Source organism: Candidatus Solirubrobacter pratensis (assembly GCF_000425945.1).
GTDB lineage: Bacteria > Actinomycetota > Thermoleophilia > Solirubrobacterales > Solirubrobacteraceae > Solirubrobacter > Solirubrobacter pratensis.
In genome coordinates, this window is record NZ_AUEK01000011.1 from 1 (window position 1) to 23,942 (window position 23,942).

Consider the following 23,942-nt stretch of genomic DNA (forward strand, 5'->3'; position numbering starts at 1 on the left):
GACCGCGCCTTGACGATCATCAACCGCACGAACCTGTCCATCGGCACCGTCGGGCGCCCGAACCACACGGCGTCCTCGGCCCACGACGCCTCGATCGGCGCCAACACCCCCGGCTCGGCCAGCAACTCGTCCAGCGCCGCGAGATCCGCGGGCAACTCGGCCACTTGCACCGGCAGCCCGAGATCAAACAACGACTCCACCTGTCCGCCCGACAAGCGCAGCACAGCCAACCTCCAAAATCGCCCGATTTGCAGGCAAATGATCCCTACCGCGTCGGACGGAACCGCGTCAACGACCGCGACTATTTCCGGGGCAAGTAGCTAGCCGACGGGAGCACCGGCAGCAGCGCTGGCCCGGTATCGTCGGCGTTGCATGCTCACCGAGGGGCCGGCGTAGGTGTTGCACGGTCGGCGCGTCGAGCTCGAGGCGCTGGAGCGGCTGCTCGATGAGGTGCGTCGCGGGCAGAGTCGGGTGTTGGTAGTCAGCGGCGAGCCAGGGGTTGGCAAGACGGCGCTGTTGGAGTCTGCGATCGGGTCGGCTTCGGGGTTTCGGGTTGCGCGGGCGGTTGGTGTGGAGTCGGAGATGGAGCTTGCGTTCGCGGCCTTGCAGCAGTTGTGCGCGCCGCTGCTGGATCGGCTGGACCGGCTTCCTGCGCCTCAGCGGGATGCGCTGGAGGTTGCGTTCGGGTTGCGGGCGGGGGACGCTCCGGATCGGTTTCTCGTGGGGTTGGCGGTGCTGAGCCTGTTGGCGGAGGTGGCCGAGGAGCAGCCGTTTCTGTGTGTGGTTGATGATGCGCAGTGGCTTGATCGGGCCTCGGGGCAGGCGTTTGTGTTCGTTGCGCGGCGGCTGTTGGCGGAGTCGGTCGCGCTGGTATTGGTGACGCGCGACCCGGGCGATGAGCTCCAGGGATTTCAGGAGCTGGTGGTCGAAGGGCTGCGGGATGGTGACGCGCGGGCGCTGTTGAGCTCGGCGGTCCGGGTTCCGTTGGATGAGCGGGTGAGGGACCGGCTCGTCGCCGAGACGCGCGGCAATCCGCTGGCGTTGCTGGAGTTGCCGCGGGGGTTGACGCCGGCTGAGCTGGCGGGCGGGTTCGGCTTGCTGGACGCGCCGGGGCTGTCGGGGCGGATCGAGGACAGCTTCCGCCGCAGGCTCGCGGGGCTCCCGGCGGATACTCAGCGGTTGTTGTTGGTGGCGGCGGCAGAGCCTGTCGGCGACCCGGTGCTGGTGTGGCGGGCGGCCGGCCGGCTCGGGATCGGCGTCAAGGCAGCATCGGAGACCGATGGGTTGCTCGCGATCGGCGCGAGCGTGACCTTTCGTCACCCGCTGGTCCGCTCGTCGGTGTACCGCGCCGCGTCGACCGAGGACAGGCAGGCCGTACATCGCGCGCTCGCCGACGCGACCGACCCTGAGGTCGATCCCGATCGCCTCGCCTGGCATCTCGCCCAAGCGACGCCGGGATTCGACGAGGACGTCGCGTCTGAGCTCGAGCGCTCAGCCGGCCGCGCTCAGGCGCGCGGAGGATTGGCGGCAGCAGCCGCGTTCCTAGAACGAGCAGCCGTCCTCACACCCGAGCCCTCGCGCCGCGCAGCACGCGCGCTCGCGGCAGCACAGGCCAAACACCAAGCCGGCGCGTTTGACTCCGCGCTCCGACTCGTCAACATCGCCGAATCCGGACCGCTCAACGAACTCCAGCGCCCCCAAGTCGACCTGCTTCGCGGTCAGATCGCATTCTCGCTGGGCCGCGGTAGCGATGCTCCACCTCTGCTGCTGAAGGCCGCCAAGCGGCTCGAACCACTCGATCAGCAGCTCGCCCGTGACACCTATCTAGAAGCGCTCACCGCCGTGTTCTTCCCCGGTATCCTCGCGAGCGACGAGAGTGTGTTGGAGACCGCGCGGGCCGCCAGAGCGGCGCCTACATCGTCGCAGCCTCCGCGCGCGTCTGACCTGTTGCTGGATGGACTGGGGCTGCTGGTCGCAGAGGGATACGCCGCGGGAACACCGACGTTGCGGACGGCGGTCAACGCCTTCCGAGACGAGGACATCTCGCGAGGCGAAGGGCGTCGGTGGCTGTCGCTCGCATCCCGTGTCGCGGCATTTTTGTGGGACGACGAGACGTGGGATGTGCTGTCGGCGCGCTTCGTCCAGCTAGCGCGTGATGCCGGTGCGCTGAGCGGGCTCCCCTTGGCACTGGCGACACGCTCGGCGGTGCATCTGTTCGCGGGGGAGTTCGCCACGGCCTCTTCACTGCTCGAGGAGGCGGCGGCGGTCAACGAGGTGACGGGCGCGAGCCTCGCGCCGTACGTGGGGCTGGCCCATGTCGCCTTCCACGGCCGCGAAGCCGAGGCCGCCCAGGTGATCGAGGCCACGACACGGGAGGTCGTGCGTCGCGGCGAGGGACAAGGGGGGCTGACATTCGTTCACTGGGTGACCGCTGTGCTCCACAACGGCCTGGGCCGCTACGAGGAGGCGCTCGCCGCGGCGCAGCAGGCCGCCGAGGACACACACGCCTCGTGGTGGCGTAACTGGGGATCGGTCGAGCTGATCGAGGCAGCCGCCCGGAGCGGGGCGGCCGGGCTCGCGGTCGATGCCCTCGCCCAGCTTTCCGAGACAACCGGCGCCAGTGGCACCGACTGGGCGCTCGGCGTCGAAGCCCGCTCGCGGGCGCTGTTGACCGACGGCGAAGCCGCCGAGCCGCTCTATCGCGAGGCGATCCAGCGGCTCGAGCGGACCCGCGTCCGCGTGGAACTCGCCCGCGCCCACCTCGTCTATGGCGAATGGCTGCGCCGCGAGCGCCGCCGGCTGGACGCGCGTGAGCAGCTACGCACCGCCCACGAGCTGTTCGCGGAGTTCGGCATGGAAGCGTTCGCCGAGCGCGCCCGGGTGGAGCTCGAGGCGACCGGCGAGCACGCGCGGAAACGGTCCGTCGAGACGCGCGATGAACTGACCCCCCAGGAAGCACAGATCTCCCGCCTCGCAGCAGGGGGGGCCACGAACCAGGAAATCGCGGCGCAGCTGTTCATCAGCCCCAGCACCGTCGACTACCACCTCCGCAAAGCGTTCCGCAAGCTCGGAATCAAATCCCGCCACCAACTCAAACAGCACCTGCTCCAGCCAGGCGCACACACCAACACCGCGGCTCGGGAGTCCTGATAGGCCCGGATAGATCGGCTCGCGCAGTCGATCGCACTGATCACCGACCGGTCTACCGTGCCACTGCCGACCGCCAAGTGGAGTTCCCAACGCCTTCGCCCAGACGCGTGCCTATGCAGCGGCTCCGTGGCCCGACGGCACAGGGGCGGTCGGCTCGTCAGGCGCGGGCGCCGGTTTCCGACGCCTCTCGAGCGGCCACCGTCTCCACGCTGAGCCGGCCGTCACGCAGGTCGACCCGCACGCGCTGGCGGGCCCGATCTCGCCCGCGAGCAGCCGTTCCGAGAGCTCATCCTCCAACAGCCGCTGGATCGCCCTCCGCAGTGGGCGCGCCCCGTACTGGGGATCGAAGCCGGCGTTCGCCAGGTACTGGACTGCGTCGTCGGACACCTCTAGCTCCACGCCCTGGGCACGCATTCGCCGGGCGACCCGGTCGAGCAGCAGCCGCGTGATCTGCACAAGCTGATCTCGGTCAAGCGAGCGGAACACGATGATGATCTCGTCGATCCGGTTGAGCAGCTCGGGCCTGAAGCTCTGCCGCAGCATGTCCATCAGCTCGTCCTTCAGCTCCTCGAACGGCTCGTTGCGCCGCGCGTGCGCCTGGATGCGGTCGGCCCCCAGGTTCGAGGTCATGATCACGAGCGTGTGCCGGAAGTCGACGGTGCGGCCCTGGCCGTCCGTGAGACGTCCGTCATCGAGCAGCTGCAGGAGGATGTTGAAGACGTCGGCGTGCGCCTTCTCGATCTCGTCGAGCAGCAGCACCGAGTAGGGACGCCGGCGCACGGTCTCGGTGAGCTGACCGGCATCCTCGTAGCCGACGTAGCCCGGCGGCGCGCCGACCAGGCGCGACACGGTGTGGCGAGACTCGGCCCATCCCTGCCCTACCCCGAACCTACGCCGCGAAGTCCTCTCTGCTGGACTCGCCCGACGCGGACTCGATGCTCCGGCTGTCGCGCTCGCTGGCTCGCTCGACGCGGTAGCCGTAAGCGGCCTCCCGCACGGCTTCGTCGGTCTCAAGGCCGGCCCCCAGCCCACCCGCGATCGTCGCGAGCGAGCTTGCCATCCAGGCCAGGGCCGCGTAGTCGCCGACGTCGGCGTCGTGACCGAGTGCCTCCCCCAGAACCCCGGCGTCTATCACCACTGCGGCCGCCCCGATGGTGAGCGCAAACAGCGCCGCATACAGCGACGCGGCTCCGAGTAGCAGGGTCAGCGTCGTAGCCACGTTGAAAAGGACTGTCTGCTGACGGCTCCCTCTCCCCTGCCGCGCCTCCCACAGGCGGTGCGAGACGATCAGCCAGACGACGGTCGCCCCGACCGACAGCACGGTGAGGACAAGGAGGCGAAGCCAATTCAGAGCATCCGCCAGCACCCAAAGGTCCGAGGTGACGAGCGCGAAGACGACCGCCGCTGCGGCGGCCGCCAGCGCCCGCGAGAGCCGAACGATCAGGCGCCAGGGCCTGTTGGCGCGGACCATGCCGGCTAAGAGCCGCACGTTCCCGCGCACCACCGCAGCGACGAAGCGGAGATCGACGTCGTCGTCCGGCGGTTCGACCGCGCGGATCGGTGCCGCCAAAGAGGCGATCCGATGGCTGACCCGCGCGCGACGCCTCGGGCCACGCTCGCCGAGCTCGAGGCTCTCGCCGACCAGTCCGTCGACGAGCCGGATGACCGCGTCGCGCGCGCGACGGCGAGTCTGTACCGCTCCGAGCGCGGGCAGCGAGATCAGTGCCACCCCATGCGTGGCACTGGCGTCCGCGACGACAGGACGTGTTCCGATGCGCAACGGGGCATCAGTGATGCAGACAGCCATATCCCAGCACTCGCGGAGCAAGCGCGCACGCGCGAAGTCGATGGCCTCGACACCCTGACCGATGTCGGCCACCGCGGGGTCGGTCCGGACAGGGACGCGCCACGAGACCACGCCGGACACGCGGTCCGCGAGCAGCCCGGGCAGGTCTTCAGCCAGCGCTTCGGCGACCTCCGTAGGCAGCCCGGGAGCGGCCAGCAGGCCCAACACCAGCTCGTCGCGATCAGACAACCCCACGGTCCGCGACGTTACCCGTCCCGTGCCCTACCACGATGCTGCGCCGCGACCTCGGGGACGTACCCTCGGCCGCGTCCGCGGATGGGGCATGCCGCTGGGAGCGCGACGCCGCTCGTCGATCGGGCCTTTCTTGCGGATCAGCGACTCGTAAAAACATGAGAATGACCCACGGGATTTGGTCGTTCAAGCCCCGATCGCACCATTGGGCAACGAGGACGGGCCCAGCTTCGGTAGCTGGCGAAACCTAAATTTGCGCTCATCTCTGCTCTCCGCTTAGACTTTCGCCGTGCGGACTGACATAAGTCGGTCCGTCGAGAGGAGAGGGATTTGATGCTGGGATACCGGAAGGTGCGGATGGCCATGGCCGCTGCGCTGACGGCGGGCGCGCTTCTCGCGACCGCCGGCGCTGCGCAGGCACAGCGGCCGGCGTCGATGGGCGAGGGTGCGCCCGTGGGCCAGAGCGGCATTCAGCTGTACAACTTCAGGGACTACCTGAGCGGAGGTTCGGGGGAGATCCTCTGCCCGGCCTCGCCGGCGCCGGCGACGCCCTACTGCGTGCCCACGATGCCGGCCAACAACGTGACGGCGCGCATGGAGCGGCTGTTCGCATTCCTGCAAGCGCAGGGCATCAAGAACGTCGAGCTCTACGGCTATCCGGGCAATCCGTTCCCGAGCAGCTCGAATCCGCAGGGCAACCGGCAGGGCATGCTGGACCTGCGAGCGCTGGGCGACAAGTACGGCCTCCGCTTCCCGGCTCGTCACGGGAGCCTGAGCGAGACCACGTGGGACGGCGAGATCGCGGCCGCGAAGATCCTCGGCCAGGACATGGTCGGCGAGGGCGGCGCGGACGGCGCCGGTGGTCTCGGGAGCTATCAGCAGACCTTGCAGACCGCGCTGCAGCTGAACAAGCTCGGCAAGCGCTCGGTCGAGGCCGGCGTCGGTCCCGCGTACTTCCACAACCACAACAGCGAGTTCAGCACGCGGTTCACGGACAACGGGGTGCTCAAGAGCGCCTGGGAGATCGTGATGGAGCACACCGACCCGCGCTACGTCGTCGGCCAGATCGACATCGGCTGGGCGGTCTGCGGCGCATCGGGCCACGCGAGTCCCGCCGATCCGGGCGTGGGTGCCGCGTACGTCAACAGCATGATCCAGAAGTTCGGCAGCCGCGTCATCTCCTTCCATGTCAAGGACATGGCCGCGAGCGGCATCCGCCCGGACTGCGGCGACGCGGACCAGCGCACGGCCGGCCAGGGGGGCATCAACTTCGCGCCACTGTTCGCGTCGGCCAAGAACAAGACCAAGTACTACTTCGTCGAACGCGACCCGGTCGGGATCGGCGGGCCGACGAACTTCAACCCGTTCCGCAACAGCGCCGAGAGCGCGATCGCGACGAAGGGCGACCCCGCCCCGTCGCTGAAGGCCAGTCCGAAGTTCTTCCCTTCGGTGCCCTTGGGCACGCCCGCGGCCGACAACCAGGCGCCGATCCAGGTCACCAACGACGGTGACGCCCCGCTCGTGATCTCGAGCGCCGGCAACGCGATCCGGATCCAGGCCGACGCCGAGGACGGCGGCGACACGACGGCCGGCGACTTCGCCATCGTCAGCGAGAACTGCCGCGGCAAGACGCTGGCGCCGAACGCGAGCTGCACGATCAACGCCGGCTTCAAGCCGACACGCCCGAACTACACCTCGGTCGCCCGTGTCGTGATCGACTCCAACAGCGACGACGCCGTGGAGCGGATCCTGATCGCCGGCGCGCAGACGCCGCCGAAGGTGCTCGTGTTCCATGGGACCGCCGACGCGACCATAGCCGCCGGTGTCGACGCCCTAGAGGCGCTCGGGGACGCCAACGACTTCAAGGTCGATGAGACCTCTGATGCGACTGCCTTCACGGCCGGGAACCTCGCCGGCTACCGCGCCGTCGTCTTCCTCGACAACAAGGGCGACCTCCTCAACCCGGCCCAGGAGACCGCCCTGCAGGGCTACATCCAGGGCGGCGGCGGCTTCGTGGGGATCGGTGAAGCCGCGGAGGCCGAACCCGGCAACGCCTTCGTCACCGGGCTGATCGGCGCCCGCCCCGACGCCGCGAGCCCGACAACGGCTTCTGACCAGGTCGTGGTGTTCGGCGACCGCGTGCATCCGTCCACGAGGAGCCTGCCGCTCGAGTGGACCCGCAACGACATCTATTACCGGTGGAACCCGCGGCCCACGGGCACGGTCCACACCGTCGCGCGCTACCACGCGACCAACGCCCCGGCGGGCGACGGCACCGCCACGGGCGGCACCGACTGGCCGATCTCCTGGTGCCGCGACTACCAGGGCGGCCGCTCCTTCTACACCGGCATGGGCCGGACGGCCGCCGCCTTCGGCCAGGCTGATCTCAAGAAGCACCTGCTGGGCGCGATCCAGTGGTCCGCCGGTCTCGTGCGCGGTGGCTGCAAGGCCACGATCATGTCCAACTACTCGACCGAGCGCGTGGTCAGCGCCGCTTCCGGCGACCTGGCCAACTCGGGCGAGTCGCACGGCGTGTCGCTGGCCAACAACGGGTGGGCGATCTACATCGGCCGCGCCGACTGTCGCACCAACGCCGAGCGCGGCAAGATGATCGGCCAGGCCTCCTCGCCGATCATCCTCGACTTCGCCAACCGCAACGTCGGCGTCGGCTGCGGCCCGATCCACATCTACGACCCGAAGGCCGACAACGGCACCGTCAACTCCGGCGTGACGCAGGCGGCAGTGCTGCCCGTCTATGGCGACCGTGGGGGCGGAAACGAGGTCAACGGCAAGATCGAGACCGGACTGCTCGGCGTTGCCGCCGCGCCCGACTTCGGCACGACCGGCCACGTCTACCTGCAGTACGTCCCGACGTTCAACCCGGACAACCCGGTCCACCCGGGCATGGCCGACGGCGACCAGCGCCGCATCACCAAGATGGCCCAGGCGCGCATCTCGCGCTTCACCATCAATCTGCAGACCAAGAAGCTCGATCTCGACTCCGAGGTCGTGATCTTCAACTACGACCTGCAGATCTGGAGCTGCTGCCACCAGGGCGGCGGCATGGCGTTCGACTCCGAGGGCAACCTCTACGTCACCGTCGGCGACGACAACTCGTCGCAGAGCACGAACGGCTACTCGGGCAACTACCAGCCCCAGCGCTGCCCGACCGGTGACCCGACGCAGGCGACCAACACGCACTGCGGCAGCAACAACGTCGCGTTCAACGACGCACGCAGAACCGCCGGCAACACCAACAACTACAACGGCAAGATGCTGCGCTTCAACCCGATCGACAACCTTGCGGACGGGGCGAAGCCGGTAGTCGGGGTGGGAACCACCTACTCGCTGCCGACCGCGAGCTCGCCCAACGGGCCGAACCTGTTCGACGGCACCGAGGGCGGCGGCGGCAAGGCCAAGCCCGAGATCTACGCCATGGGCCTGCGCAACCCGTCGCGCATGACGATCGATCCCGAGACCGACGTCCCGTTCGCCGCGTGGGTCGGCCCGGACGCCGGCTCGCCGTCGGCGACCCAGGGTCCGTCGACGTACGAGACCGCCACGCAGCTGCCGACGGCGGGCAACTACGGCTGGCCGTACTGCATGGGCAACAAGCAGGCGTATCGCGACCGCGTCGCCGACGGCTCGCTGCGGACCACCAACGGCGCTGGTTTCGTCAACGGCGGTCCGGCGTCCAACCCGACCGCGGGCTGGTACGACTGCAACAACCTCGTCAACGACTCGACGAACAACACGGGTCTCGTGACCCTGCCGCACGAGACCGGCACCGGCAAGGACGCGGGCACCGCGCACTCCAACAACGTGTGGTACTCGCGCGGCAACCCGAACAACGGCAACGGCTGCCCGCAGTTCCCGCGTGAGCTGGGCGCCGACAACGCCCCGAACTACGGCGCGACGCCGACCCAGCTGTGCCCGTACCTGACCGCCTCCGGCGCGACGGTGTTCACGGGCCCGATCTACCGCTACAAGGAGGGCGCGGACAACTCCGCGCGCTGGCCGAAGTACTGGGACGGCCGCTGGTTCCTGAACGACTTCGGCAACACCAGCGCCAAGCACGCGCTGCTGTTGGATCCGGCGACCGATCAGGACGGCTCGCAGCCGATCTACGCGGACAGCTTCCGCGGCTCGCTGCCCTGGGCTGCGAACTACATGGACTCGAAGTTCGGTCCGGACGGCGCGCTTTACGTGCAGGTCTACGAGGGCTTCTTCACCACCGGTTCCAACGCCGGCCTGTACCGCTTCAAGTACACCGGCGGCGCCGACACCCCGGGCCCCGACCCGCAATGGCAGAAGACCGCCTCGGCACGTCAGATCCAGTTCTCGATCGGCGCCTCCGGCGGCGTCTCCTACCAGTGGGACTTCGGAGACGGCCAGACCGCGGCGGGCACCGATCCGACGCATGTCTACGCCGAGCCCGGCACCTACAGCGCCAAGCTGACGGTGACCTACGCCGACGACGAGAAGGCGACCAAGACCACGGCCGTGCCGGTCAGCGACGACACCGTCGCGCCGACGACGACGGTCCAGCTCAACGACCAGACTCCGGCCGGCAGCTACACCGCGGCGGTGAAGGTCGCGCTGCGCGCCAACGACGGCGCCGGCGGTGCCGGCGTCGAGTGGACCGAGTACCGGATCGACGGCGGCGCCTACACGCGTCGCGAGAACTCCGGCAACGCCTCCCCGTTCGTGACCGAGTTCACGATCGGCGACGAGGGCTACCACACAGTCGAGTTCCGCTCGCGTGACCGCGCGGGCAATGTCGAGACACCGAACGGGTCGGTCACGTTCGCGATCGACCTCCCAGGCGGCGGAAACGGCTCCTGCTCGCCGCAGTCGGATCAGTTCAGCGGCTCGGCCCTCGATCCGAAGTGGCAGATCGTCAACCCGGCCGCGGGTAACCCGCCGACCGTGGGCGGCGGGCGTCTCACGATGCCGATGCTGCAGGGCGACCTCTACACCGATCAGGGCAACGCGCAGGCGCTGATGCAGAACGCGCCGACCGGCTCGTGGGTGGCGACCGCGAAGGTCGCCCACGCGAGCATCGACCGTGACGGCGAGGCGGCCGGACTGGCGCTGATCAACCAGCTCAACCCGAACCACCTGCTCAAGACGACGGTGCAATACAAGGCCGACACCGATCCGAACACCTCCGGCAACCAGCCCGGCAAGTGGGCGGAGCGCGTGCTGACGGTCAACAACCAGTCGGTCGTCCTGCCGCCGGCGACGGTCCCGTGGCCCAACTCCGGTGGACTCAGCACCTCCGGTGACTTCATCTGGGTGCGGTTCGTCTACGACGACACCACCAAGACGATCACGACCTGGTCGTCGACCAACGGAACGACGTTCACCTCGTTCGGCGCGCCGATCTCGGTCACGCAGTACCTGTCCCAGCCCGGCGGGCTCCGAGTCGGCGTGTTCGCCAAGCACGACGCCGGGGGGACCGACGACGTCGCCCAGTTCGACGCGTTCAACGTCGTCGCTTCCGCCGACCCGCAGATCTCCGGTGAGGACTGCGGCGGCAACGGGCAGTGCCCGGAGACCGACGAGTTCACCGGTTCGACCATCGACCCGAAGTGGCAGCTGGTGAACCCGATCGCGGGTGCGGACCTGACGGTGGCCAACGGCCGCCTGGTGGTCCCGCTGCGCCAGGCCGACCTGTACGCGGCGACGGGCAACGCCCAGCTGCTGCTGCAGCAGGCCCCGGCGGGCTCGTGGACCGCGACCGCGAAGGTCGTGCATGCCGGCCTGTCCGCGGATGGCGAGGCGCTCGGACTGGGGCTGGTGAACAGCTTCAGCCCGAACTACTTCGTCAAGGCGACGGTGCAGTACAAGAACGACACCGATCCGAACACGTCCGGCAGCCAGCCGGGCAAGTGGGCGGAGCGGGTGCTGACGTCCAACGGGGCGGCGATCACGCTGCCGCCGGCTACCGTGCCCTACCCGAACTCGGGTGCGCTCGCGGTCAGCGGCGACTACGTCTGGGTCCGGCTCGCCTACGACGACGTGGCCAAGACGCTGACCACGGCGACGTCGCTGGACGGGGTCACGTTCACGACGTTCGGCGCGCCGATCTCGACGACGCAGTACCTCAACCAGCCGGGCGGCTACCGCATCGGCGTGTTCGGCAAGCGCGACGCCAACACGGCGAACAAGAACGTCGAGCTCGAGTCGTTCACGGTCGCCTCGGACGGCTGCAGCACCGGTGGCGACTCGACGGCGCCGAACACGACGAGCGTGCTCGACCCGACGACGCCCAACGGTGACGGCGGCTGGTACGACTCCGACGTCAAGGTCACGCTCAACGCCACCGACAACAACGGCGGGTCGGGCCTCGACAAGACCGAGTACCGCGAGCAGGGCACCGCGACCTGGACCGCCTACACGGCGCCGTTCACGGTCAGCTCGGCCGGCTCGCACACGATCGAGTACCGCTCGACCGACAAGAAGGGCAACGTCGAGTCGACGCGGACGGTGACGTTCAAGATCGACAAGACCGCCCCGACGACCTCGGCCAAGCTCAACGGCGAGGCGCCGAAGGCCACCTACGACGGCGACGTCGCGGTCGATCTCGACGCGACCGACGCGACCTCGGGCGTGAAGGCGACCGAGATCCGCGTCGACGGCGGCGCGTGGAAGCCCTATGTCGAGGAGGAGACGATCCTCAACTCCGCGGCCGACCTCGCCAAGTGGGCGCAGGCCGGTCCGGGCGGCCTGACCTGGAACACCGCGGACGGCGGCTTCGCCCGCCCGAACGGTGGCCTGGGCATGCCGTGGTACCCGGTCAAGGACTACGGCGACTTCTCGCTGAAGTTCCAGTGGCGCGACTCGGGCACCGGCTCGACGGGCAACGGCGGCGCGTTCGTGCGCTTCCCGAACCCGGCCGAGGCCGTGACCCGCACGGCGGCCAACCGGTACCCGTGCCAGGTGGGCTCGGCCCAGAGCGATCAGGCGTGGGTCGCGATCTACTGCGGCCACGAGATCCAGGTCAACGACAACCAGGCGAGCGAGCCGCAGAAGACCGGTTCGGTCTACAACTTCTCGCCGCTGGACACCACGCAGGCGAAGGTCCAGCCGCGGGGCACGTGGGTCGACTACGAGATCAAGGTCGTCGGCCAGACGTACACGATCATCCGAAACGGCGAGGTCCTGCAGACGTTCCAGAACACCCCGGACAAGCCCTCCTCGCGGGCGGGCGATCCGTCGACGAGCGCGCGCCAGTTCACGCGCGGCTACATCGGCCTGCAGAACCACAGCAACAGCGACGTCATCGACTACCGCAACGTCCGCGTGCTCCCGCTCGACGCGGGCTCGGCGCGCGGTCCGGTGACGGTCTCCGGCAACGGTGCCCACACGGTCGAGTACCGCTCGACCGACGTCGCGGGCAACGTGGAGGCGACCAAGAAGGTCGACTTCACGATCGGCGCCGCCGGTGGCGACACCACCGCGCCGGTGACCACGAGCTCGCTGACGCCGGCGACCCCGGGCGCGGGCGGGACCTACAACGGTCCGGTCAACGTCCAGCTGTCGGCCACCGATCCGGCTCAGGCCGGCGGGGGCGGCGGCGCGCCGAAGACGGTCGACGCCAACGCGTTCCCGGATCACTGGGAGCCGAACGCGCTGACCGCGACGGTCGGCGACACCGTGCGCTGGAACTTCCCGGCGGCCACGGCGGGCACGGTCCACGACCTGTGGATCATCAAGCCCGGCGAGTCTCCGACCAGCGACGGCACCAAGCTCAACCCGGGCGCGATCGTCCTGCCGGGCGACCCGCCGGTCACGAGCCTGGTCGACACCGCCGGCACCTACACGTTCCTGTGCAAGATCCACTCGCACAAGGGCGCGGAAGGCTGGCAGGGCATGGTCGGGACCGCCACCGTCACGCAGGGCGGCGGCTCGACCGCGGGCTCCGGCGTGGACTACACGGAGTACCGCGTCAACACCGGCGGGGCGACCGGCGAGTGGGTCCGCAAGGACAACACGAGCTCGGCGAGCCCGTTCGTGACGACGCTCCAGGTCTCGGCGGCCGGTTCGCACGTGGTTGAGTACCGCTCCAAGGACAAGGCCGGCAACACCGAGGCCGCCAAGTCCATGGCGTTCTCGATCCAGGCGGCGTCGGGGTCTGACTCCGAGGACGCCGACGTCAGCGCGGACGTCCCGCTGGTGATGTCGCTCGAGATCTCCGGGACAGCGACCCTCGGCTCGCTGATCCCGGGCGTGGCGAAGGACTACACCACGTCGCTGACGGCGAAGGTGACGTCCAGCTCCCCGACCACGTCGCTGACCGCGGTGGACTCGAGCACGAACGCTCCGGGCCATCTGGTCAACGGCGCCACGGCGCTCCCGCAGGCGCTGCAGGTCGCCGCCGGCGGCCCGTTCGGGCCGATCGGCGGCACTCCCAGGCTCGTGAAGTCCTGGGCCGAGCCGCTGGCCAACGACCCCGTCGGCCTCGAGTTCAAGCAGCCTGTCGGCGCCACCGACAAGCTGGTCGTGGGTCGCTACAGCAAGCGGATCACGTTCACCCTGTCGGCGACCACGCCGTAGGCAGCAGTCCGCAAGTCCCGGTCCCCGCGGCGCGCCGTGGGGACCGGGACTGCCGTCACCGCGGCTCGTTCTCCGCCGGCAGACCGCGGGCGCGCGTCGGCACACAAATCTCGTGACTGCGCTTCCCGAGGTGTACACATCCCCGGCCCGGGCGCTTCATAGCGTGGCGCGGATGAAGCGCCTATTGCTCGTCGCGGCCTCGGCCGCCGCGCTCGCCGCGGTGCCAGCCGCGGCCGCCGAAGGACACCATGACCACGGGCCGAAGCCGGGCCGCGAGTCGACGATCGCGGTCATCGGCGACATCCCCTACGGCCCCGCCCTGATCTCGGAATTCCCCCAGGACGTCCAGGAGCTCAACGCCGATCCCGACGTCTCGCGCGTGATCCACCTCGGCGACATCAAGGACGGCTCGAGCCGCTGCGACACGACGTACTTCCAGGCTCGCCTCGCCGATTTCGAGGCGTTCGATGACCCGTTCGTCTACACGCCCGGCGACAACGAGTGGACCGACTGCCATCGCGCGAACAACGGCGGCTACGTGCCGACCGAGCGGCTGGACACGCTGCGCAAGCTGTTCTTCTCGCGCCCGGGCCGCACGCTCGGCCGCCATGCGGCCAAGGTCGGCTACCAGTCGAGGGCATACCCCGAGAACGTCAGCTGGACCGACGACGACGTCGTGTTCGGCACCGTGCACGTGGTCGGCTCCAACGACGACCAGGACGCATGGTTCGGCGACCGCAAGGACGCCGCCGGCAACCCGGCGCCTGAGACGCGCGCGGAGTCCGCGCTGCGCGCACGGGAGTACACGCGTCGCGAGGCGGCGACGCTGGACTGGGTCGACGCGATCTTCGACCAGGCCGAGCGCACCCATGCGCCCGGCGTCGTGATCGGGATGCAGGCCGACATGTGGTCCGGGTCGGCGGCGTCGTCCCCGGCGTTCGCCGCCGTCAAGGCGGTGCTCGCCGAGCGGACGGAGCACTTCGGCAAGCCCGTCCTGCTGCTCGAGGGCGACTCGCACCTGCTCACGATCGACAAGCCGGCCGGCCAGCCGGCGAACCTGACGCGCATCGTCGTGCAGGGCTCGACCAACGTCCCGCACGAGTGGACGAAGCTCACGGTCAACCCGTCGCGCCCCGGCGTGTTCTCCTGCCAGACGGTCGAGTTCGTGACCAAGAAGGTCACGGCCTGCCCCGCGCCGCTCGCGCCGTAGCCGCACCCAGGGTCGGCGCCCGCCCGAGCGTGGGCGCCGGTCCGGTCGGACATGCGATCGCGGTCGCGAAGCGCGGCACGGCGTCAACCGATGCCTCTGGCCGTTCACGGAAGCTCGCGGTTGGGAGCGCCGCCGCGAAGAACCCGCGGGCTTGTTCGCTCCATGACGATCGGTCAGCCGGTGACCCCGGCGGCCCTCGGCGCGGAGCAGTACCGTGCCGCCATGTCCGGTCGCAGAGCAGTCCTCGGATCCTTGGCCGCCATCGCCGCGCTCACGCTGCCGAGCGCCGCGGCGGCCGCCCCTAGGGCGGTGTTCGGGAAGTGCGGCGCGGGCGCCGCGGCCAACGCGAAGTGCGGCACGGTGAGCGTGCCGCTCGACCGCGCGAACCCATCCGGTCCGGCGATTCCGATCGCTTTCCAGCTCACCCCTCACTCCGAGTCCGGCCCCGCGGTCAGCGCGATCGTGACCTCGAACGGCGGGCCTGGCGTCTCGAACATCCTGTCTGACGCCCTGTGGCGGGCTAGGCTCGCGCCGTTGCTCAAGAATCACGACCTGCTCGCGATCGACCACCGCGGGATCGGGCAGTCGGCGGCGATCGACTGCCCGGCGCTCCAGCACGTGCAGGGCAATCAGCTCGACGCGGCGCGCGCATGCGGCGCCTCACTGGGCGCTGCGTCAGACCGCTACGGCTCAGGGGACGTCGCTGACGACGTCGACGACGTCCGCTCCGCGCTTGGCTACGCGAAGATCGACTACGTCGGCGTCTCATATGGCGGCGTCGACGTCCGGGCGTACGCGTACCGCCACGCCGATCACCTGCACGCGGCAGTGCTCGACTCGCCGGACTTCTCCAGCGACGACGCGTTCTTCCGCACGCTGCCGGGCGCGATGGCGAAGATCACCGTGCGCGTATGCCGGCGGTCGCCCGCGTGCTCGGCGGGCGAGAAGCACCCGCTCGCGACGCTCGCGGCACTCGTGAAGCGGCTGCGCGCGCATCCGGTCTCCGGCACCGGCTTCGACGCGTCCGGCAAGCCGCACAAGCTGCGCGTCGGCGAGCGCGAGGTGCTCGGCATCCTCTATGACGACTACTTCGCGGACCCGGCGTTCCTCAATCAGGGCGAGATCTTCGCCGCCGCGCACGCGTTGGATGCCGGTGACAAGGCGCCGCTGTTGCGGCTGGCGGCCCAGAGCAGCGCGCCGACGGACTTCGGGCCGCCGACCGGGCAGTCAGTGGGCGCTGACTACGCCGTGTTCTGCGCCGACAGCGTGTTCCCGTGGGACAAGTCTGCGCCCGAGGCGACGCGCCGCGCGCAGTACCTGACCGCCGCCCAGGCGATCCCGAATTCCGCGACCGCGCCGTTCACCGTCGCTGCATGGACCGGCTTCATCGCCTCGCAACCCGTGCTGCTGATCCCCGGCGCCGACGCATGCACGCCGTGGCCCGCGCCGACGCGTCCCGAGCCGCCGTTCCCGCCCGGCCAGCCGTTCCCCGCGAACGTGCCGGCACTGCTGCTCGGCGGCGGGCTCGACTACCTCGACGCGGCAGCCGAGCGGACGCTGCTGCCGCTGTTCGCTGCCGGCACGCGGTTCGTGACGGTCCAGAACGCGGGCCATGTGACGACGCTGTGGAGCGACTGCGCGGGCGGCATCGCCGTGCACTTCCTGAACGCTCTGAAGGTGGGCGGCACAGCATGTGCGGCTAGGACGAACTCGCAGGTCGGCATGCCCTTCGGCGGCGCAACCGGCGTGGAGCAGATCCAGGGCGTGTCCGGGTTCCCCCTCCGGGCGCGGGAGTCGCGGCCGGCCTCGGGGACCGGTCCCCCCTTGGCGCGCCGCGTGGCCGCCGTCGCGTGGGCTGCGGTGGAGGACGCGGTCTATCAGACGCCGCGGCTCGCAGGCGCGCGCGGGCGCGGGCTGCGCGGCGGCTCGTTCAAGGTCCAGCGCCGCAAAGCCGCAACGAGGTACACATACCGCGGCGCACGCTTCAGCGGTGACGTGGCGGTGTCCGGCGACGTCCTGCTCGACTCGGCGTCGCGCATCGGCGGGACGGTCTCCGTGAGCGGACCCGTGTCCGGCACCCTGACCGTGAAGGCGACGATGTGGAGCCCGTCGCGACCGGACGCGGAGTTGCGGGGGGTTCTCGGTGGAAAGAGGGTTGCCCTGCGCGCTCCAGCGCGCTGAGGGCGCGCGCGCTCGCCGGGGAGGTCGATCTCAGCGCCGCCGACGCGCGTGAAGCGCAGCGGCGGGAACGCGTCGCCGGGTGCAAGCCGAGTCATCGAGCCGCCTCCGGGTGCGCCGGCGCGTCTCATCTGCGCCGTCTCGTGACCGGCCAGGTGGCCGGGCAGCACCTCCGCGGAGCGCTCCGGCGTAATCAGGGCGCCCTCCGCGTGCGAGCGCACGAACCGCTCGTGAAGCGCCGCGCCGATGACGTCTGGGTTCTGCTCGCGGATCCACGACTGCATCGCCGTGTCGACCATCCTCGCTTTCGCTCGGGACGGAAGCCTGCTCGTGCTGGAGATGGTCAGGAACCCCCTGGCGTCGGGCGACCCGGCCGGCGCTCTCGTTGACGGCCTGGTCTCGCCATCGGCCGTGGTGGTCGGGCGCGGCGGCGTGCCAAGCCGTCAGCCAGACGCGACCGCGGTCCAGCCGAATTCGAGCTTGGCGTCGCGCCCGCGCGAGCGGCGCGCCGTGATCTCAAACCGCGTCCTGCGAGCGCGGACCAATTCGCGCCACTCGTCGAGCAGCTCCGTCAGCTCGGGCACCTCGCCAGCGTCACCGTAGCGTTCGAGCCGCCAACGCCGGCGCCGCGAACGCAACATCGCCTCACTCGGGGTCTGGCCGCGCTCGAGGCTATCGACGGGGAAGACGGCGATCGTCGCGCCACCCCCGTCGCGCGCGACGACACCGACGCCGCGCAGGCGCGGTTCGTGGATCACGATCAGCCGAGCCTTCGGGACGCGCAACGCGAGGAAGAGCAGCAGGTCGGGCGGCGCGGGCCAATGCACCGCGACCGCGCCGCCGTGCTCGCGCGCAAGCGGCTCGCCGAGCAACGACGCGAGCAGCCGCCGCCGCGCGTGTACCGACAATCGCGCGAGCCCGGGACCGCTCGCCTGCGTCAGCAGCGCGTGCCGCCCGCGCACGGACACGCTCGCGCTCACCGCGTCCTCCGGCGGACCGTTCGGGCCGCCGTCGCCGCCCTCGCCGCCGTGCAGCGGCATGAACCCGCCCCAGGTCATCGCGGTCGAACGCAGGCTGACGCCGTGGCGCGTGTATGCGGCAATCGTCTGCGGGAGCACGTCGACCCCGAAGCGCAGCGGGAGCACGATGCGGCCGCCGGGACGCAGCTGGTCTAGCCACGCGTTGGGGATCGCGTCGGTGCTGGCGGTCACGATGATCCGGTCGAACGGTGCGGCTTCCTGATACCCGGCGTGGCCGTCGCCCGTGAGCACCCGGGCGTCGTAGCCGGCCGTTGCGAGGGCGTCGCCGGCGCGGTCCGCGAGCTCGGCGTCGATCTCGATCGAGCTCACCTCGCCGTCGGCGCCGACGAGGTGGCGCAGCAGCGCGGCGTTGTAGCCGCTGCCGGCACCGATCTCGAGCACTCGCTGCCCTGGCTCCGGATCGAGCTGCTCGAGCATCGCGGCCATGATCAGCGGCTGCGAGGACGAGCTCAGCCAGCGCCCGAAGCGATCGGCCTTGACCGCGATCGCCTCGTCGCGATAGACGGCCACGAGCCCGTCGCGCGAGGCGACCTCGCGAAGGAACGCTTCGCGGGGCACGGCCGCGAACGCGTCCGCGACCGCCTCGCTGCGCAGGCCGCGCGCACGCAGCTGCTCGACCAGACCGCGACGCAGCGCCGCGGCCTCCGACTCGTGCGCTCGATGCATTCGGGTGACGCTACCGTTCCGCGCGCGACGCTTTTGAAGGCCGGTTAGACGGCCCTCACCAGGCGATGCCTCGTGCTGACGGGCAACGCGGATGGCCTCACCAGGGCGCCTCCTCTCACGGGAGTAGAGGGCCAGGTGTCCTCCCTCCTCCTAGGGAAAGCAGTAGGTAGAGCAAGGGCTGGCAGGACTGAGCGCCCAAGGCCCACGCCGATAGCCTCGACGGCATGGACACGCCGGAGGCCAGACCGTGAACCGCGAGCGCATCATCGAGGAATCCACGGTCGTATCGCGCACTCACCTGGCTCTATGTACCTGTGCGTTGTGTCGGGCCTCCGAGGGGGACGAGGACGCCATCGCCGAAGTGAGGGCGATGCTCCTGCTGGCCATGCTGCGGCATAGCGACTCGAACTAGGCCGCTCGCCTGCGCGCAGCTGGGCGAACCTCAGAAGGGCGCGGTCACGCGATCGCCGACCGCCTCGCCCTTCTTCGAGAGGATCGCCGCCTTGAGGGTCACGTCATCGCGGATGATCGTCCGCCGGAAGGTCGCCGCTCGATCACGCTCCGGAGCGCCGAATCAGCCCCTCGCGCGCTGCCATCTCCGCCACCCCTCGGCGCGCGAGGGTGACGCTGCTGCGCAGAAGCAGCACGCTCGTGACATCGGGCACGATGACGTCGCTCGGGCGGACGCCGCGCTGCCGCGCGCGCTGCTCATCCGCTGCGGCCGAGACCAGGTTATGTAGCGCGGTGGCAGGTCCTGCGCGGTGCCATAGGATTTCCGCCGTGCCGTTCACGCTCAGGAACATCAAGGAGGATCTGGAGGACCTCGGCTCTAGGTTCGACGGCGCGCCGGACCTGGAGTTCCGCTTGGCGACCAAGGCGCTCGAGCTGGAGAAATCCGGCCTGAGCTACCAGCGCGTCCCGCCCGGCTATCGCTTTCCGTACGGCCACACGCACAAGAAGCAAGAGGAGGTGTACGTGGTCCTGCGCGGGAGCGGGCGGATGAAGGTCGACGACGAGATCGTCGAGCTCAAGGAATGGGACGCGGTGCGCGTCCCGCCCGGTACGTGGCGAGGCTACGAAGCCGGGCCGGAGGGCCTCGAGATCCTCGTCATCGGCGCGCCCAATCTCGGCGAGGCTCCGCGCGAAGACGTCGACGGCCGGCGCGACTGGTGGGCTGACTAGCACATCAGCCGCGCTGTGGGTAGGCGTCGGCGCCGCTTGAGGCAGCGACTGACGGTCGCGTGCGCCATCCCGAGCTCCGAGGCGATCAACGGTGAGCCCCACCCGGTCCGCCGGCGAACCGCGCAGACCCGGTCACGCATCGCCTCAGAGACCCGGGCCGGCTGACGATGCGGCGTCGCCGGGCGATCCTGCGCCCACGTCCCGGGACTTGACTCCTCCGAAACCGTGGATGCACGGAGCCGTCTGCGCCGGGCGAGCCGCCCGCCCAGCTCGGCGCGAGCGACCTCGCGCCTGGTCAGCGCGCGTCGCTCGCGCCCGCCAGGCGCCTCAGTGGGCGCCGCGCTTGATCGTCAGCGTCGTGTGCGCCGAGACGCTCTTGCCCGTCGAGGACTTGAACGTGATCGTCTCCGTCACCTTCACAGAGGCATGCTTGATCCTCGATCGGGCCGACGCGCTGAGCTTCACGGACGTCGAGAGCGTGTCGGCCTTCTCGACCGTCACCTTGCGCGTCCCGAGCGTGATCGTCTTCTTGCCCGACTTCATCGTGATCTTGACGGTGACCGAGCCCTTGCCGGACACGCGAAGCTTGAGCCTGACGGCGCCGCCCTTGTAGCTGCTCGAGGAGACCTTCGGCGCGGCGACCCTTGTCGTGGCCGGGGGCGTCGACCCACCGGACAGCGGCGGCGTGGGGTTGCCAGGAGCGGGCGATCCGCCCGGGCCGAGGTCGCCGGCGAGGGCAGCGACCGTGACGTCAGCGGCAATGGCCGAGACCGGCACGTACCAGTCCGGAGCCTCGGAGACCTCCACCGCGAGGTGCTGCCCGGCGTCGCCCGGCGCGACGGTGTAGGTCGCCGAGGTCGCGCCCGGGATCGGGAGGCCGTTCCGCAGCCACTGATACTTCGGAGCCACCAGGCCGGCCCAGCCCGTGAGCTTCGCCGTGAGCGTCTCGCCGACCGCGGCGGTGCCGGCGATCGACACGGTCCCGGCCCGCTGCGGGGAGAGGTAGAGCAGCACGGTCACCTTCACCGGCGCCGCGTGGAAGCCGTACTCGTCGACACCGGTGATCGTCGCCGAGTACGTCCCCGCCACGGTCCCGTCCACGGCCGAGGTATCCGCGGAGAGCGTCCCGGCGACCGCGTTGCCGTGACCATCGGTCAGGCTCGCGCCGGAGTTCGCGAGCAGCGTCGCGGCCGGGAGCGGGTCGTTCGCGTTGACCGGCAGATACACCGTCGTCACCGGGAGCGTGACGACGGGCACCGGCACGACGCGGATCGAGGCCTTCACGGTGTCGGCCGCGTCATGCGCGTCGTCGTCGCCGACGATGACGCTGTAGCGCCCGGGGATGCTCCAGTCCACGCTCGAGGTATCCACCACAGGCCGGCCGCCGCGCGTGCTGCCCGAGACGGTCGCACCGAGCGCGCTGACCAGCGCGGCCTGCGACGGCGCCGACCCCGTGTCGGTGAACGTCGCGGTGTCGTTCGCCACCGAGACCACGGCCGCCGACACGTCGACCGTCACCGTGACCGGCGCGGTCGTGAAGCCGTACATGTCGACGCCGCTGATCGTCGCCGTATAGGTTCCGGCGGTGGAGCCGTCGACCTGCGAGACGTCCGCGCTCAGCGAGCCGGCGACGGTGTTTCCGCTTCCGTCGGTGATCTTCGCACCGGCCTGGCTCAGCACATTGGCCGCGGTCGGCGGCTTGGTCGTGTTGAAGTACACCGTCCCGTCCGGCACCGTGGTGACCGACACAGGCACGACCTCGATCGTCGCGGTCACCGGCGGAACGCCCTCCGACGTGTCGCTGTCGGACACGGTCACCAAATACTGACCGGGCGTCTGGAAGTCGCCGGCCGTGTAACCGCTGACGGTCGCCGTCCCGGTCGTGCCGGCCGGCATCACCACGCCAAGCGCGCTCAGGATCGCCTGTTCGCTGGGCTCAGTGGTCGTCACCTGGAACACCGGCGTGGAATCACCGAGCAGGATGTTGCCCTTGGAGATCGCCACTGTGATCGTCACGGGCGCACTGGTAAAGCCGTACCGGTCGGTCGCGGTGATCGTCGCCGTGTACTGACCGACGGCCGAGCCGACGCTCGAGATATCTGCCGTCACGGTGCCCGAGTCCCCCGGCGAGTACGTCGCCGTCGGGCTCACCGCGTCGAGCACGTCCTGCGCGGTCACCGTCGTGCCGGAACGGAAGCTGACCGTGGAGTTGGCGACCGTCACCGTCGGCGGAGCGACCACACGGATCGTCGCCGTCGCCGGCTTCAAGCCGTCCGCGCCACCGGTGTCGGTCACCTTGACCGTGTAGCTGCCCGGCGTGTCCCAATCCGGCTCGCCACCCGGATACTCGACGCCCAGCGTCCCGCCGTCGTCGTGCGGCAGCACGGCGCCAAGTGCCGTGAGCAGCTCCGCCGCGCTCGGCGCCGTGGCCGACGTCTCCAGCCCGCCGGTGGTCCTGGCGAGCGGCACGGTGTCCGAGGCGATCACGATCGTCAGCGACTTCGACGCCGAGAACCCGCCGTTGGTCGCCGTGACCGTCGCGCTGTAGGTACCCGGCGTCGACCAGTCGACGCCGCCGGTGTCGACTGACAGCGTCCCGCGATTCGTCTTGGCGCCGGCATCGACGAGGACGGTCGACGCTGACGGAGCGGTCCCCGCGAGGAACGCCACCACGCCGCTGTCCAGCGCGACCCTCGGCGCGACCGCCGGAGCCGGCGACCCGTCGGTCGCGGTTCCGGTCCAGCCCCAGCCGGTCGTCCCGCCGGTGCCGAAGTCCCAGCCGAGATCGTCGTACGTCGCGCTCGTCGTCGGATCGGTCAAGCCCGTGTCCGTACCCGAGTACGTCGACTCGGTCTTGAGCGTCGCGGGTGAGACCGAGGTGCCGTCGGCGTTCGGGAGCCCCGATCCGGTCTCGTTCGTGTACTGGATATCGGAGCTGACGAGGTTGTTCGTCGACGTCCAGTTGCTCGCCGTGGGGCTTGTGGCAGTCCCTACGTGCCCCGCCACGGTGGCGTATCCGACCGTGGCGGAGGCGAAGTTCACGCCATTGTTCGATCGGTGGCCTGTCGACGAGCCCTTGATGGTCCCCCCGATCACGTTGCCGGACATCGAGACCCCAGCCGCCTGTGCCCCGTCGGAGGTCGTGTAGGTCGTGCCCACCTCACCGGCCAGGCCGCCGATGACGTAGTAGTACGTATTGACCTGGCCACCGGTGCCGTCGACCGGGTGGGAGGGGTTGCTCAGCGTCGTGTTGACGAAGTTGTCGGCGACCGTCGTCGGCCCCGTGGCCATGCCGACGATCCCTCCGGTGCGGTTGGCGTCGGCGATCGATCCGCCGGACACCAGGTTGTTGCTCAGGCTGGTGCTTCCGCCGTCGGACACGGTCGAGGCGGAGTTGGCGTAGCCGTTGGCGTACGCGAGGGCGACGAGCCCGCCGACGTAGCTGCTTCCCCCGCCCGGTGAATCGAGGATGGTCGGACTGGTCAGCGCGACCCCGGCGACGGTCGAGGCGAAGCTCCACACCGAGACGCCGCCGATCGAGAGATTGGAGACGGCGGAGTTGCTCGCCCGCACGTTCTGCAGCGTCAGGTTCTCGACGGTGGCGCCGTTCAGGACGCGGAAGAAGCCCAGGTGCAGGCCGGTCGTCCCGGGGCTGGCCGGGAGGGTGGTGGAGAAGGTATCGCTCGTGTAGTTCAGGTTGCTGATCGTGTGCCCGTCGCCGTTGAACGTCCCCGAGAACCAGTCGATTCCGCTCCAGTTCTCAGTCGCTCCGTACGAGGTGGCCGGGCCGGCGGTTCCCGTCGAGTACGTCGTGGCGTCGATGTCCGCCGTCAGCTCGTAATCGTCGGTCGCGGCCCCGTGATGGGTGGTGTCGGCGTTGATCGCGCTCATCGCCTCATACAGGTCGGCGGCGCTG

The 23,942-nt window shown here is 70.1% G+C and carries 11 protein-coding genes and 1 pseudogene; 5 read left to right on the top strand and 7 right to left on the bottom strand.

Translation table 11 applies throughout. From position 1 onward, the window contains the following. A pseudogene (locus H958_RS38065) lies at positions 1 to 224 on the bottom strand (hypothetical protein); the annotation flags it as partial. Positions 225 to 396: 172 nt separating this feature from the next. Between H958_RS38065 and H958_RS0117080 the strand changes: the two are divergent. Then, positions 397 to 3,150: a helix-turn-helix transcriptional regulator gene (locus H958_RS0117080; protein WP_028059563.1), complete on the top strand. Its 2,754-nt coding sequence runs from the start codon at positions 397 to 399 to the stop codon at positions 3,148 to 3,150. A 111-nt stretch (positions 3,151 to 3,261) separates the two neighbouring features. Here the strand turns inward: H958_RS0117080 and H958_RS49105 are convergent, their stop codons facing one another. Together H958_RS49105 and H958_RS48255 are read right to left on the bottom strand one after the other, a co-directional pair. Next, a complete protein-coding gene (locus H958_RS49105; protein ID WP_028059564.1) occupies positions 3,262 to 3,999 on the bottom strand; it encodes an AAA family ATPase in 738 nt (245 codons plus the stop codon). A gap of 40 nt (positions 4,000 to 4,039) precedes the next feature. Continuing rightward, positions 4,040 to 5,191 (bottom strand): MFS transporter, encoded by a 1,152-nt coding sequence (locus H958_RS48255; protein WP_051324415.1) that lies wholly within the window; start codon positions 5,189 to 5,191, stop codon positions 4,040 to 4,042. Between the two features lie 330 nt (positions 5,192 to 5,521). Here H958_RS48255 and H958_RS48885 point away from each other — a divergent pair, with 330 nt between their 5' ends. Both H958_RS48885 and H958_RS38080 read left to right on the top strand, forming a co-directional pair. Next, positions 5,522 to 13,750, top strand: a complete 8,229-nt coding sequence (locus H958_RS48885; protein WP_051324416.1) for an OmpL47-type beta-barrel domain-containing protein — start codon at positions 5,522 to 5,524, stop codon at positions 13,748 to 13,750. Between the two features lie 172 nt (positions 13,751 to 13,922). Beyond that, positions 13,923 to 14,960: a metallophosphoesterase family protein gene (locus H958_RS38080; protein ID WP_081685978.1), complete on the top strand. Its 1,038-nt coding sequence runs from the start codon at positions 13,923 to 13,925 to the stop codon at positions 14,958 to 14,960. Between the two features lie 173 nt (positions 14,961 to 15,133). On the opposite strand, the gene H958_RS48275 is transcribed toward H958_RS38080, so the two are convergent. Then, positions 15,134 to 15,385 (bottom strand): hypothetical protein, encoded by a 252-nt coding sequence (locus H958_RS48275; RefSeq protein WP_231379294.1) that lies wholly within the window; start codon positions 15,383 to 15,385, stop codon positions 15,134 to 15,136. A 37-nt stretch (positions 15,386 to 15,422) separates the two neighbouring features. Here H958_RS48275 and H958_RS0117105 point away from each other — a divergent pair, with 37 nt between their 5' ends. Then, entirely contained in the window at positions 15,423 to 17,141 is a 1,719-nt protein-coding gene (locus H958_RS0117105; RefSeq protein ID WP_231379289.1) for an alpha/beta fold hydrolase, read from the top strand. A 440-nt stretch (positions 17,142 to 17,581) separates the two neighbouring features. Here the strand turns inward: H958_RS0117105 and H958_RS43545 are convergent, their stop codons facing one another. Both H958_RS43545 and H958_RS47615 read right to left on the bottom strand, forming a co-directional pair. After that, the gene (locus H958_RS43545) at positions 17,582 to 18,844 is read right to left on the bottom strand and encodes a protein-L-isoaspartate O-methyltransferase family protein (protein ID WP_028059566.1); all 1,263 of its coding nucleotides are present in this window, start codon (positions 18,842 to 18,844) and stop codon (positions 17,582 to 17,584) included. A gap of 554 nt (positions 18,845 to 19,398) precedes the next feature. Next, positions 19,399 to 19,635, bottom strand: a complete 237-nt coding sequence (locus tag H958_RS47615; RefSeq protein WP_196807403.1) for a hypothetical protein — start codon at positions 19,633 to 19,635, stop codon at positions 19,399 to 19,401. On the opposite strand from H958_RS47615, the gene H958_RS43550 reads away from it, so the two are divergent. Further along, positions 19,625 to 20,026, top strand: coding sequence for a cupin domain-containing protein (locus tag H958_RS43550; RefSeq protein ID WP_051324418.1), 402 nt, complete (start codon positions 19,625 to 19,627; stop codon positions 20,024 to 20,026). The genes H958_RS47615 and H958_RS43550 overlap by 11 nt on opposite strands. Positions 20,027 to 20,353: 327 nt before the next feature. On the opposite strand, the gene H958_RS0117130 is transcribed toward H958_RS43550, so the two are convergent. Then, positions 20,354 to 23,917 (bottom strand): beta strand repeat-containing protein, encoded by a 3,564-nt coding sequence (locus tag H958_RS0117130; protein ID WP_028059568.1) that lies wholly within the window; start codon positions 23,915 to 23,917, stop codon positions 20,354 to 20,356. Between the last annotated feature and the right edge of the window lie 25 nt (positions 23,918 to 23,942).

Coding starts and splice junctions, on each gene's coding strand:
- H958_RS48885 (WP_051324416.1), top strand. CDS start 5,522: ATGCTGGGATACCGGAAGGTGCGGATGGCCATGGCCGCTGCGCTGACG.
- H958_RS38080 (WP_081685978.1), top strand. CDS start 13,923: ATGAAGCGCCTATTGCTCGTCGCGGCCTCGGCCGCCGCGCTCGCCGCG.
- H958_RS43545 (WP_028059566.1), bottom strand. CDS start 18,844: ATGCATCGAGCGCACGAGTCGGAGGCCGCGGCGCTGCGTCGCGGTCTG.
- H958_RS0117130 (WP_028059568.1), bottom strand. CDS start 23,917: ATGAGCGCGATCAACGCCGACACCACCCATCACGGGGCCGCGACCGAC.